The organism is Chryseobacterium sp. D764, assembly GCF_019317325.1.
In the GTDB taxonomy this organism is placed as follows: Bacteria; Bacteroidota; Bacteroidia; order Flavobacteriales; family Weeksellaceae; genus Chryseobacterium.
The window spans coordinates 4,443,294-4,456,337 of sequence record NZ_CP079219.1; the positions used below are offsets into that span (position 1 = coordinate 4,443,294).

The window sequence follows — 13,044 nt, forward strand, 5'->3', positions numbered from 1 at the left end:
ATACAATAATTCTTAGATTTGGATGCTGGATTTGATATGTAATCCATAGATGGTTAAAAAGAAATAAAAGGCTGAAAAAGATTGAGAAATGACTGACATATTTGAAAATTATCTATCCTCTACAGGAGAACTATCAGCTGGGGAAATCAACTTTTCTGCTCAGTTCTTCAAATCAGTCCGCTTAAAAAAAGGTGATTTTTTTATTCGCGAAGATGAATCCTGCCGTTATGTTGGATTTATAGTTAGTGGTGCTGTAAAAGCATACGCTATCGACAAAGAAGGAAAAGAAAATATAACCTGCTTTAAATTTGAAAATGAATTTGTCACCTCGTTTTCAGAGTTTATAACCCGGGAAAAATCCAGAAGGAGTATCAGAGCTATAGAAGATAGCATAATCTATAGGATAAATTATCCGGACTATCAGCATCTGCTTTGTCAGGTGGCTGCCTGGAATAGTGTTATAAAATCGGTGATGGAGCAGGAGTACAACCAAAAGGAACGTTATCTGCTGAACTATAATAATAGGTCCGCTCTGGATAAGTACCGTCATGTATTGTCTAACGAACCCAAGCTCGTCCAGCGCGTAACGACACAGGATCTTGCATCATATCTGGGTATCACGCAGCGATCACTTACACGCGCGAAAGGACAAATACACAGACCCAGTGTATTATAGGACAAATGTCCTTATGAAGTCCTTGTCAGCGAAGTAGATTTGCACAAAAAAACAATGTTACGTCAAATTGCTCCTGAAGTGTTCCAGATTTCACTGATGCCCCGAAATAGTATCAACTGTTATATTATCGAAGGCGTATTGGTAGATTCCGGAATACGCAGTTCATATACCACTGTAAAAAAAACTCTCCAGAAAATTCCTGTTTATCAACATGTACTGACACATGCGCATGCAGACCATCAGGGCTGTAGTGATCAGATTTGTGCTGAGTTTGAAATCCCTTTACTCTGTCATCCCGACGAAGTTTTTAGGACTGAAACGGGTATGGTGACCAACGATTACCCAACTCCACAACATTGGGTAGCAAAGTTGCAGCAAAAGTACTGGGCAGGTCAGGGACATAAAGTTGAACAGACAATCATTGAAAACGATAAGATCGGAAACTTTCGGGTAATTGAGACGCCCGGGCATTCAGCGGGTCATATTTCTTTATTCCGTGAGCGAGATGGTATACTGATCATCGGAGATGCGGCGACAAATATGAATCTGCTCACAACAGCGACTGGTCTGCGGCTTCCACCAGGCATATTCACTTCGGATCAGAAGCGTAATATCAAATCGCTCCAGAAGTTAGCAGAACTGAACCCTGCCATTATCTGTTTCGGTCATGGACCGATTATGCAAAATACCGATCGGAAGTTTGAACAATTTGTGGCTAAATGCAGTACGGCTATCTAAAGGTAGATCGTACTGTGATTGCGGTTTAAAAGAAGACGCATTTATTATATACATGGAACTAATATAAACAAAAAAGACTCACTGTTCAGTTCATCAATGAAAATTACTTCAACAGAAACATCAACAATGTAAAATCAAATATAATTTAAAATGCACAACGGGTATATGATATAGTCTGTTATTTGATGAATTAAACATAATGGGAGGTAGTTATAATATTACTCATGGAGGCTTTATTTTATCACCGGACGGTAAATGAAGCTGATTATCAAAATAATCCAGCGACTACAGGTGTTTTTATTGGTTCATTTGAGAATTCTAGTGGGGGATGTTATTGGGCCAGAAATATATAGAGAATCAATATTTTTGAGTTTATCAGAATATGATAAATGTATTTTTATTACATTCTGAGTATCATTTATAGAGGAATAAAATGGATATCTAGTGGCATCTTCTGAATTATTTAAAAAGGTCATAGTTGGTTCACTATTCTTATCAAAAGTATCAAGCTTCGCTTCTGATTCAACAGTCTTTCCGTGACCGAAGATGAGAAAATAGCATCCGTTAAAAGTAGATGTTTTTTGAAAAATAATTAATTTTAAATAAAGAAAAATTTATGATTAAGAAGTTTTAAAGAGATGGCCGTTTTACCTCATTTCCTGTAAAAACCATCTAGTAATAAATGATTAATCTATAGTGTCAACATTAAGATTTTTAATATATTCTGAAGGTGTAATTCCTTCAATTCTTTTGAAAGCTCTATTGAACGTAACTTGGTTGGAAAATCCTGAAGCGGTATAAATATACATAAAATTAACTTTATTCAAATCTTCTTCTTTAAGCATTTTTTTTACATTTTGTATTCTGCAGAAGTTTAAATAGTGAGTGTAATTGTCATAACCATTTAATTTTATTGCTGTTGATATATATATTACATTTGAATTAATAAGTGAAGATAAGTCTGATAAACTAAAATTCGAATTTGCAAAGTAACGTTCATCCTCAATGATTTTTTTAATACTAGCGTATAAAATCATATACTTTTCAATATCTTTATCTTCCTTTTTCTCGAGATCTAATGAATTGATATTGGGAAAACTATCTTTGTTTTCTAAGTTACCACTGCTATATTTTTCTTCACTTTCCTTTTTTTTTATCAAACGATTATAATGCATTAACAGTATTAGTATAAATAAATTTGAAAAAAATATAATCACTTCAGATGCTTTTCTTGATGATTCGGATACAAGTGTCAATTCATTGAAGTCATATATTTGATTTAATAAAAATATGGTAATAATTAATAGAGTTACATATATAGTATATATGTATACATATTTTTTTGAAAAAAATGTGTCAGCGGCCACAATTATTGGTAAAAACCACATTGAAACAAGTGTATTGTTTTTCCAGACATTAAGCATTATATAAGTAAGAAATATCGAAACAGAAATTATATAGATATGGACAATTTTATTGATATCATATTTTGGAAGAATAATTACCCAGGTATATAAAACAAGAAATAGAAATCCCAAAATATAATATGAGAAAAAAGTTGTTGAAGCAAAAAAGTATAAATAAATAGAATAAAAGCTTAAAACGATTGTTATAATCAAGACATATTTGGCTATAAGATCTCTTTTTAATTGATCACTCGTCATATTTTGGGTGTTCCTAACTAATTTCATTTAACTGACATTTTTCATTATAAGGATTATGATTTTACCATTTAAAAAAAACAATTGCTTTTTTAAATGATAATTTTTATAACAATTATCAAATATGTTTTTCAATCTTCTAAAGAAAATTCTGTTGGCAAAATAAACGAAAAAATAAATCAATTACTATTTGATTTCTATATCAAAACATTCGCGAGTGTTTAAACTAAAGTAAATTTTAATATTGTCTTCTTTAATGATCTTTATATCAAGACGTTAAGTGTTTTGATTACTCTTTGTAAATAACAATTCATATATTAAATATGTTTTAATCTATTGGAATAATAAAGAGGTTGTTTTAAATCATATTGCATAAATGAATTAATGGTATTGTAAATATCCTGTTTGTTTATAAATACATTTGTCTTGTGCCAAGTGAGGCAATTTCCCTAAAAAACAAATCAAATACATTTACAATCATGAAAAAAAATTTATTACCCTTACTAATTACCATTTTAACAGTATCGAATGTTTTTTGTCAAGTAGGTATAAACACAACAAACCCTCAGGGTATACTTCACATGAAAAACGTAACAAAGAAATTAGGTGTAGTGATGCCTATTGTGGATTCTGCTCCCTCAACAGTTACTCCAGCAGGTGCTGTTCCAGTGGAAGCTACGGTTGTATATGATTCTATAAAGCAATGTTTACGACTGAATACATCTGCAGGATGGTCAGATTGCCTTCTGGATAAGTCAACAGTAGAGGGATTGATATCAACATCTGTTCTAGGAGATAGGTTTTGGATGGTTAGCAAATATTCTAGTACTACTAGTCCGCTTATGCAAAAAAGATTTGATTATTCGTATTATACTAGTGCTTTCAATAGTATTACAGATAAGAACTTTCTTACGGGGGCTGGTTATACATCATATGGTTTAGGTCTTTCCCCTGCCGGAACCCAAAGTCCAGCTACCAGATTGATGGCAAAATCGGCACTTACAACAAATAGTGGTTTAGAGTCTAGAACTGTCATTACCACTTCCGGGGATATCTTTGTTACCGGATCTAATTATGGTGGGAAACTTGGCACCGGAGGTAATGGAGATGTGATAAGCAGCTGGACGAAAGTTACTATAGCAGGTTTGGCAGCTGGGGAAAATCCAATTCAGGTTCAGCAGAGTGCTTATAATACAATCATATTAACAAATCTTGGTAACGTATATGCTGCGGGTGAAAATGCAAGAGGGCAAACCGGACTAGGAACTACAGTAGGAAATACTTTAACTTATACTAAAATACCAACATTGAGCAATATTAAATCTATTTGGAGTGAACAAGAAAGAACTCCTTATAATATGTTTACTGCTATCGATGCAACGGGTAAAGTATTTGCCTGGGGATATAATTTCTATGCAGGACCTTGGGGAGCCACTGCAACATTTATTTCTACCCCTCAGGATATAACCAGTTTTTTTGCTCCGGCAACAGCATCAGGTGCTAAAGTGGTTAAAGTAATGATTGGGTATTACTCTTTGATTGCGCTGATGGATAATAATACATTATGGGGGTCTGTAGCACAAGGATTTCCACTATATAGGATAGGTAAAGGAAATGCAAATGCCACCAACAGTAATTTAATGTTGCTTTCTGACAGTATTTCCTTAGCTTCTGGTGAGACAATTGTTGATTTTGATATGGATATGGACGGAGCCGTAGTGATTACCAATCATTTTATATGGTATACAGGTTTCTCTTATAATTATAGATTTGGAAATGGCGGTGTTGGCCAAAGCGTAAACTGGACATTGCATTCTACTTCATTGCTTGATGGTGACGTAACATTAACAGCTGTGGATATGGGGTATTATGGGGTAATGATTGCGACGGGAAGTGGTGTTACAGAAGGTGGAAGCCGATTATTGGTTGCAGGATATAATGGTTTTAAAAGTTTAGGTACTACTCCGGCAACTGGAGATGTTCAAAACTTAACATATGCTACATATTAATTAAGTTAATTAACTAAATCGTAAAAATGGTTAAGGAAATATGGAATTTAAAGATATTCATATTGGTCGTTTAATTGAAAAAAGAGTTTTGGAATGTGAATTAGATTTGGAAAGAATCTGTAGTTTCTTTATGTGTAGTACTGAGGAGGTCTATAGAATGTATCACCTGAAAAGTATGGATTCAGAAATTATTCTTCGTTGGAGTAAATTAACCGAGTATGATTTTTTTAGAATATACACGCAACATTTAATTTTATATTCTCCAGCTACTGAGAATAATGTTAAAGCTTCATCAACGACCCTTCCAAGATTTAAAAAAAATATTTATACCAAAGAGATAATTGATTTTTTCTTAGAGTTAATAAATTCTGGAGAAAAAAGTAAAAATGAGATTATTGAAGAATATAATATTCCAAAGACTACCCTTTATAAATGGGTTGTTAAATATAGTGTAAATCAGTAGTTTATGTAATTTTAATTGTTAATAACAAGATATGAAAGCGTCTTCACCTAATTATAAGAAAATATTTTACGATATGATTGTTAGAAAATATCCTCATAAAATGGAAAGTGCAATAGGAACTCTCGTAAAGACGAATTTTACGGTATTAGATGTCATAAAAATTAACCAATTACTGGTGGAAGATAGCAATAATGAAAATGCAAAATTTAAATCTTATGATAAGACAACCATATTAATGGTTCTTAATTATCAAAAAGATAATAATTTAAACAATACCCAAACAGCAAGGCATTTTAAGTTAAGTAGAAATACATTAACCAAATGGAAGAGAATAGTTTGGTAAAAATGTATTTTTAATTGCTATAATAGATTCTAAATCATGTTTTTATTATATTAATACTATCTCACAACAATCTATATAAAAAAATCGAGGAGTGAATGCCTCGATTTTTTAGTTTTAAAATATCCAATCCTATTAATTAACTATATGTGTACATTTACAAGTTTTCAGCCAAGTCTGAGTTGACCTACTTTGCTTGTTATAGCTACTATATTCGTTCTGTTAGTTTTAATAGTCTCATTAAAAGTATCGTTAATTGATCCTAATTTCCAGACTAAATCGTAGCTAATTCAGTTTAGAGGCTAGAAGTTTTTATAGTATTTCTATGGCTCGTTTATTTTGAAGAATATGACCTTTAAAGAAGATTATAGGGAAAGGAAATAAAGAGCAGTGCAAAATTAGAGGCTGATAAGCTGGAAGAAGAACTGAGGTATTTGGTTTCAGAAACTAGTATATGACATTCAAGCCAGGCTTGATAATACCCTAAATCCTATTTCAAAGTATCTCAAAGCGTTATAAACAGGGCAATATAGAAACAAAAAAGACTTACTGGAAACAGTAAGTCTTTATGTGAGCGCGAAAGGATTCGAACCTTTGACCGTCTGCTTAGAAGGCAGATGCTCTATCCAGCTGAGCTACGCACCCATTAAGTAGTTTTGAGAAAACTACTAAAAACAGTCGGGGCGGCAGGATTCGAACCTGCGACCTCCTGGTCCCAAACCAGGCGCGATGACCGGACTACGCTACGCCCCGAATATATAAAAGAGCGGAGGGTAAGGGATTCGAACCCTTGCGACACTTTCGCGTCGACAGTTTAGCAAACTGCTCCATTAACCACTCTGGCAACCCTCCTTTTTGTTTATTTTTTAATGATCGTTGTTCCGTTATTGCGAGTGCAAATATAGAACAGATTTCCTTATTTACCAAATAAAATTCAAGAAAATTTTGTGTATTTTTGAAGTAATAAATCATCCAAAAACCAAACTGATGCGTAAGACATTATATATCATCGGATTAAGCACTTTTGTTTTTTCATGTACTTCTCAGCAAAATGTGAAAAAAAATACTTACAAACCGAAAACCCCAATAACACAGGCGAAACCGAAGGTTCAGACAACACCTCCGGTTGCTCCGAAACCAAAAGTAGTATCCGATCGTGGAGTTGACTTTTTTACTACTAATATAGCAGACCCAACAAAAAATGATAATACGATAAGTTATGGTTCTATTGTATCTGCAAAACCGGGAGGATATAAAGTTGTAAAGACTTATTTCCCTGCAGTAGCCCAAAACTTCAGACAACGTTACTTAATATTACATTATACAGCTCTTGCAGATGACAAATCTATTACCGTTCTTACCCAGCAGACGGTGAGTGCCCACTATCTGGTAAACAATACAGGAGACAACGAGATCTATCAGTTGGTAGACGAAAACAAAAGAGCATACCATGCAGGAATCAGTTCATGGAGAAATGACAAAAATCTTAATGATACTTCTATTGGGATTGAAATTGTAAATGCCGGCTATACTACAGATGCTACAGGTAAAAGAACATTTGCTCCTTTTAGTGATGATCAGGTGAAAAAAGTGGCAGCATTGGTTAAAGATATTGTAACAAGATATCAGATTCAGCCTAATTATGTACTTGCTCATTCAGATATTGCTCCTACAAGAAAACAGGATCCGGGACCAATGTTCCCATGGAAAAAACTGTATGATGAATACCAGATTGGGATGTGGTATGATGAAGCAGCCAAGCAAACTTATCTTGAGGCAGCGCAGGCAGACATTACGGCAAGATATAATGAATCCAGCTTTATTTTCCTTATTCAGACTTCATTGCAGAAATTTGGATACGGATTGGAGCCTAGCGGAACCTGGGATGATGCCACCAAGAAGACAATTGAAGCATTCCAGTACCATTTCCGTCCGCAGAATTATGACGGAATCATGGATGCCGAAACATGGGCAATACTGCAAGCTTTAAATCAAAAATATCCAGTAAAATAATTCAAATTAAAGCGCATCGGTTAGATGCGTTTTTGCTATCTTTAAACGATCAAAAACAGTAAAATATCTGTAATGGAAAATTTCAGGAAAGAAAGTGATCTATTAGGCGAACTGAATGTGCCTTTAGATGCTTATTATGGGGTTCAGACACAAAGAGCTATTGATAATTTTAAAATTTCAGGACAGCTTTTGTCTTCATATCCGGATTTCATAAAAGGGTTGGCTTTTGTAAAAAAAGCGGCAGCAAAAACCAATTATGAACTAGGACTTTTAGATGAAAGCCTCTATTTTAAAATAGCAGAAGCGTGTGATGAAATTGTAGACGGGAAATATCATGACCAGTTTCCGGTAGATATGATTCAGGGTGGGGCAGGAACCTCCATCAACATGAATGCCAATGAAGTAATTGCCAATATCGTATTGGAGAAATTAGGGAAAAATAAAGGAGAATACGAATTCTGTTCACCTAATGATCATATCAACCTTTCCCAGTCAACCAATGATGCTTATCCTACAGCCATCAAAATGGGATTGCTGCAGATGAACATCGGACTGGTAGAAAAGCTTGAAAAAATTATTGCTGCATTCCGTGCAAAAGGAAAGGAGTTTCATGATGTCATCAAAATGGGCCGTACACAGCTTCAGGATGCCGTTCCAATGACTTTGGGGCAGGAGTTTGAAGCGTATGCAGCTACATTAGAAGAAGATATCTCCAAGCTGAATAACAATGCAAATCTTTTTGTTGAAGTAAACATGGGGGCAACAGCTATCGGAACAGGATTAAATGCTCCGGTAGGTTATGCTACACTTTGTGCTAAAAACTTGGCTCAGATTACAGGATACCCAATTGTTTCAGCACCGGATTTAGTGGAAGCAACACCAGATACAGGATCTTATGTAATCTACTCTTCAGCAACGAAGCGTCTTGCTGTGAAATTATCAAAGATCTGTAACGATTTAAGATTATTGTCATCAGGTCCGAGAGCTGGGCTTTTTGAAATCAACCTTCCGCCAATGCAGCCGGGATCTTCTATCATGCCAGGTAAAGTAAATCCGGTAATTCCGGAAGTGGTAAACCAGGTTTGTTTCAAAGTGTTCGGGAATGATCTTACCGTGACTTTTGCAGCAGAAGCAGGACAACTGCAGCTTAATGTAATGGAGCCGGTACTTTCCCATGCAATCATGGAAAATATTAACTTTCTTTGCAATGCTTTAGATACCCTTCGCGAGAAATGTGTGGTTGGAATTACGGCTAATAAAGAGATCTGTCTGAATATGGTGAAGCACAGCATCGGTATTGTAACAGCGCTTAACCCTTATATCGGGTACAAACAGTCTACACAGATTGCCAAAGAAGCATTGGAAACCGGGAAAAGCGTTTACAACCTTGTTCTTGAAAAGGGAATTCTTTCCCAGGAGAAACTGGACGAAATCCTTGATCCGAAAAATATGCTGAAACCGCATAATAAATAAATTCTATAAACGATGAATGATCAATGATAATTGATATCCTAAAATCTTCTTATCATTGATCATTGATCATTAATCATTGATAATTCGTGAGGTTTTTAATTATAATTCCTGCTCATAACGAAGAAGACAACCTCTCCTTTACGCTGGATTCTTTACAAAAGCAAAGCAGCAAAGATTTTAAAGTAGTGGTAGTGAATGACGGTTCTGTAGATAGAACCCCTGAAATCATCAGGAAATATACAAAGACTGATTCCCGTTTTGAAACAGTCAATCTTCAGAAATCTGCACATCAGCCCGGTTCTAAAGTTGTTCATGCTTTTAAAAATGGCCTCCGGACTCAATCGATGGATGAATTTGATATCATCTGTAAATTTGATGCCGATATCATCCTTCCGGAAAACTACCTGACAGCAGTAGAAACAGCTTTTACAAACAATCCGGAATATGGGCTCGTAGGAGGTCTTTTGTACATAGAAAAAGACGGAAAGTGGATCTATGAAGGAAATTCCAATAAACATCACGTAAGAGGTCCTATGAAAGCTTACCGTAAAGAGTGTTTTACTCAGATCGGAGGCTTAAGGGAAACTTTAGGCTGGGATAATATTGATTCCATACTGTTGGAAAATCTGGGATGGAAGGAAATTGTTCTTCCGGAACTTAATGTGAAGCTGATTAAAGTAAAAGGAGCTGATTATACCATACGGCCTGCGGATTATTATGGCAGGTACTTTTATTTCTTAGGCCTGAACAGGTTTCTGGCTTACATTGCCTCCTCAAAAGAAGCGATGAAAAGCAAGTCTCCATCATTTTTCTTTGATATTATAAATTCCTATGAAAATTGCAGATCAAAAAAAATGGAGCTTAAAATTACAAAAGAAGAGCAAAAAGCAATTAATGATCAGCGTTGGAGAATGCTGAAGAAGAAATGGCTGAAGATGTAAGGGAATAATTTGTAAACTTTGATATAGATCAATAGGAATGGGCTTTAGCCCGTTTAATTAAAAAAATAAAAAATCCACTGGCTTTAGCCAAAATTTATAAGACTTAATTCCCGCTAACCCTGTGAAAAAAATAGCTTACATAGAAATAGACACGCACGCAGAAATTGCTCAGGCTTTTATAGATGTTATGGAAGGCTCTCAGGATTTTACGGTAGATTATTATTTTTCAAAAAGAATCAAAGATCATATTAATCATCGTAATGAAACTGTTTTTTTATCAGACAGTTCTATGATTCTGGATCAGTTAAAAGGGAAAGGATATGATTTGGTTGTCATTGGAACTGTACATCGTTATTTTAATACATTTTTGGCGATAACAAAAAAGTACAATACAGCAATCATTACCCATAATCTTAATTTTGCAAAAGCTTCAAAACTGAATCTGATGAAAAGTATTTTCAAAGGAGATATTATTTTCAGAGTGAAATTGTGGCTCAAAGAAGGATTATTTTATAATACTAAAGTTTATAAGACATCCCGATCGCTTTTAGTGCTTGATGAGGCTTTGGTTTCAGGAAGACATCAGTTTTTGCCACTGTTTTATACCAGAGATTTTGATACCATTAAAAATGATAATCTTATTGTAGTTATTCCGGGAGGAGTTTCTCAGAAGAGAAGAGATTATGCTTATATTTTTAAAACAATTCAGAATGTAAAGACAGATAAGCATTGTGAGTTTGTATTCCTTGGAAAAGCAAAGGATCATGAATTAAAAGAGGTTGAACAGCTGTCGCAAAGACTGCCTGAAAATATCAGTATTACTTATTTCTCCGAAAGAGTTTCTTCTGAAAATTTCGAAAAATGGATGCAGAAAGCGGATGTTCTATGGTGCCCTATTCAGCAGGAAACAGAGTTCTTCAGCATGAAAGAGACGTATGGCGTGACTAAAATGACAGGAAATCTTGGGGATGCAGTAGCTTACGGGAAATTGGCCGTTTTCCCTGAGGATTATCCTTCAAAACTTGAATTTATCATTCCTGAAAAAGAAAATATTCTTGATCAGTTAAAGACTTTATCAGAGACTCCATTTGACTTTTTTAATACTTACAGTAAAGAAGTGGTGCAGAAAAAACTGTTTCAATTTTTACATAGTCTGATGTAAGTAAAATCAACATACTTCAATAAATAATACCTTACCTTCTCCGTGTTTTCGCCTTAAAAAGTCTATTTAATCTTAAATACACTCTTGATGAACCTCATATTCAGATAGTCTTCAACCGGGAATATTTTGGTGAAATAATTTCCAATATAAATCAGTATCAGAACAACTGCCGGTTTATAAACAAGATTAAGCAGATTGCTGTTGAAGTTGGGAAGAACAATAGCTACTGTAATCGCTAAAGTACAGATAATAGAGACAAAAATCATTTCAATACTTAAAGGTGAAACCTTGAATACAATATAGTTGAAAACGATTTTTACAACGTTATAAATCGTAAGAGAAATGGCTGTAGATAAAGCAATTCCAATCAGTTTCAGATCTGTATTTTTAATGAAATAATAATTAAGCCCAATTGTCAGCCCCGCCAGTAAAAGCATCACCAGAATATTAAATCTGTAATATTTTGAAAGAGAAATAATGTTTCCGTTGAAACCTGTTGCAAGATCTATCAACACGGCAGAACCCCAGATCCAGACTACAGGTTCATATTCTCTGAGCATAGTTCCGTTCTTGGGCATAAATTGGGTCAGATACGGGAATCCAACCATGATGCACGAGAATAAAACAGCACCAAGGAAATATAATGTTAAAGATGTTTTCTTGTGAAACCTGTCTAGCTCTTCCATATCTCCGTCTGCCAGCGTCTTGTTGATGATAGGAGCAGAAATATTAAATAATCCAAGCTGTGGAATAGAGATTAATGAGATCAGGGCATATAAAACAGAATAGATTCCTACCTCTTCCATTCCCATGAATTCCCCGATCATAAAGCTGTTGATTGCCAGATAATTTCCAAAAGTTCCCAGGAATCCGAAGAAACTGTAATTGAAAAAATCTTTCCAGAAATTATTTTTCTTAAAATAATCTGTATTAAAATCAAGTTTGATTTTCTCCAGTTTATTGGTATAATAGATATACCCCAAAAGCATTAAAAAGAATATTCCAAAAAAGAATGCAAAAGCAATTTTCTGCGATGTTACAGCAGTAAGATTCTGTGATAAAGCAAAGAAAAAGAGGCAGAAAGCTCCCAGATTTGCGATTTTCGGAAACAGATTGTCGAAAATATTGGAAACCACAATTCTTTTATAATTGGAAGTATATTTATTAAAAATAGCACAAAATGAAAGGATTAAAATCAGAGGAAGAATCATTTCTTTGATTTTCCATGCTTCCGAGTGCCTGAACTTTGGATAAAAATAGGGAAGTATAAAAAATACAACTGTGAAAATAAGAAAGTTGATAAAAACAGTGAGCAGCGACAATGACAGCATGTTTTGTTTTTTACCGTCTTTTTCTACCGTGTGAAAAAATTTTACGTTTGAATAGGAAATTCCCAAGACAACAAAAGGAACCAGCATTTCTGCAGTAGGAAGAATGTAGCGCAGCTTTCCATAAAATTCAAAATCATTCGGAAATATGAATATTGCGGAAACTGTGCCCAGCAAAAACCCAATATAACCGATAATGGAATATTTGAAGCCTTGTCTTGCTACTACACTCATAAAGTT

At 34.5% G+C, this 13,044-nt stretch carries 11 protein-coding genes and 3 tRNA genes; 9 read left to right on the top strand and 5 right to left on the bottom strand.

Annotation, left to right across the window (positions count from 1 at the left end; genetic code table 11):
• The first annotated feature begins 88 nt into the window (after nucleotides 1–88).
• Nucleotides 89–676, top strand: coding sequence for a Crp/Fnr family transcriptional regulator (locus tag KYG33_RS20240; protein ID WP_077415771.1), 588 nt, complete (start codon nucleotides 89–91; stop codon nucleotides 674–676).
• 54 nt (nucleotides 677–730) lie between these two features.
• Nucleotides 731–1,414, top strand: coding sequence for an MBL fold metallo-hydrolase (locus KYG33_RS20245; protein ID WP_077415769.1), 684 nt, complete (start codon nucleotides 731–733; stop codon nucleotides 1,412–1,414).
• Between the two features lie 686 nt (nucleotides 1,415–2,100).
• Here the strand turns inward: KYG33_RS20245 and KYG33_RS20250 are convergent.
• Nucleotides 2,101–3,105 carry a helix-turn-helix domain-containing protein gene (locus KYG33_RS20250; RefSeq protein ID WP_219072315.1) on the bottom strand — a complete coding sequence of 335 codons (1,005 nt, stop codon included), beginning with the start codon at nucleotides 3,103–3,105 and terminating at the stop codon, nucleotides 2,101–2,103.
• 551 nt (nucleotides 3,106–3,656) lie between these two features.
• Here KYG33_RS20250 and KYG33_RS20255 point away from each other — a divergent pair.
• From KYG33_RS20255 to KYG33_RS20265, 3 genes are read left to right on the top strand one after another with little or no spacing between them, the layout of a single operon-like run.
• Nucleotides 3,657–5,084: a hypothetical protein gene (locus KYG33_RS20255; protein WP_219072316.1), complete on the top strand. Its 1,428-nt coding sequence runs from the start codon at nucleotides 3,657–3,659 to the stop codon at nucleotides 5,082–5,084.
• A 40-nt stretch (nucleotides 5,085–5,124) separates the two neighbouring features.
• Complete coding sequence (locus KYG33_RS20260; protein ID WP_077415761.1) at nucleotides 5,125–5,547, top strand: transposase; 423 nt, start codon at nucleotides 5,125–5,127, stop codon at nucleotides 5,545–5,547.
• A 31-nt stretch (nucleotides 5,548–5,578) separates the two neighbouring features.
• Nucleotides 5,579–5,890, top strand: coding sequence for a hypothetical protein (locus KYG33_RS20265; RefSeq protein ID WP_077415759.1), 312 nt, complete (start codon nucleotides 5,579–5,581; stop codon nucleotides 5,888–5,890).
• A gap of 568 nt (nucleotides 5,891–6,458) precedes the next feature.
• Here KYG33_RS20265 and KYG33_RS20270 read toward each other — a convergent pair.
• The 3 genes from KYG33_RS20270 to KYG33_RS20280 all read right to left on the bottom strand — a co-directional run bounded on the left by KYG33_RS20270 (nucleotide 6,459) and on the right by KYG33_RS20280 (nucleotide 6,739).
• Nucleotides 6,459–6,532: transfer RNA gene (locus tag KYG33_RS20270), tRNA-Arg, on the bottom strand.
• 33 nt (nucleotides 6,533–6,565) lie between these two features.
• Nucleotides 6,566–6,640: transfer RNA gene (locus KYG33_RS20275), tRNA-Pro, on the bottom strand.
• A 14-nt stretch (nucleotides 6,641–6,654) separates the two neighbouring features.
• Nucleotides 6,655–6,739, bottom strand: a tRNA-Ser gene (locus KYG33_RS20280).
• Between the two features lie 135 nt (nucleotides 6,740–6,874).
• Here KYG33_RS20280 and KYG33_RS20285 point away from each other — a divergent pair.
• From KYG33_RS20285 to KYG33_RS20300, 4 genes are all read left to right on the top strand, one after another.
• Nucleotides 6,875–7,900: an N-acetylmuramoyl-L-alanine amidase gene (locus tag KYG33_RS20285; protein ID WP_219072317.1), complete on the top strand. Its 1,026-nt coding sequence runs from the start codon at nucleotides 6,875–6,877 to the stop codon at nucleotides 7,898–7,900.
• A gap of 72 nt (nucleotides 7,901–7,972) precedes the next feature.
• Nucleotides 7,973–9,373, top strand: a complete 1,401-nt coding sequence (gene aspA, locus KYG33_RS20290) for an aspartate ammonia-lyase (RefSeq protein ID WP_077415755.1) — start codon at nucleotides 7,973–7,975, stop codon at nucleotides 9,371–9,373.
• A gap of 86 nt (nucleotides 9,374–9,459) precedes the next feature.
• Entirely contained in the window at nucleotides 9,460–10,314 is an 855-nt protein-coding gene (locus KYG33_RS20295; RefSeq protein WP_219072318.1) for a glycosyltransferase, read from the top strand.
• A gap of 121 nt (nucleotides 10,315–10,435) precedes the next feature.
• A complete protein-coding gene (locus tag KYG33_RS20300) occupies nucleotides 10,436–11,476 on the top strand; it encodes a hypothetical protein (RefSeq protein ID WP_219072319.1) in 1,041 nt (346 codons plus the stop codon).
• 62 nt (nucleotides 11,477–11,538) lie between these two features.
• On the opposite strand, the gene KYG33_RS20305 is transcribed toward KYG33_RS20300, so the two are convergent.
• The gene (locus KYG33_RS20305) at nucleotides 11,539–13,038 is read right to left on the bottom strand and encodes a lipopolysaccharide biosynthesis protein (protein WP_219072320.1); all 1,500 of its coding nucleotides are present in this window, start codon (nucleotides 13,036–13,038) and stop codon (nucleotides 11,539–11,541) included.
• Nucleotides 13,039–13,044: the final 6 nt, after the last annotated feature.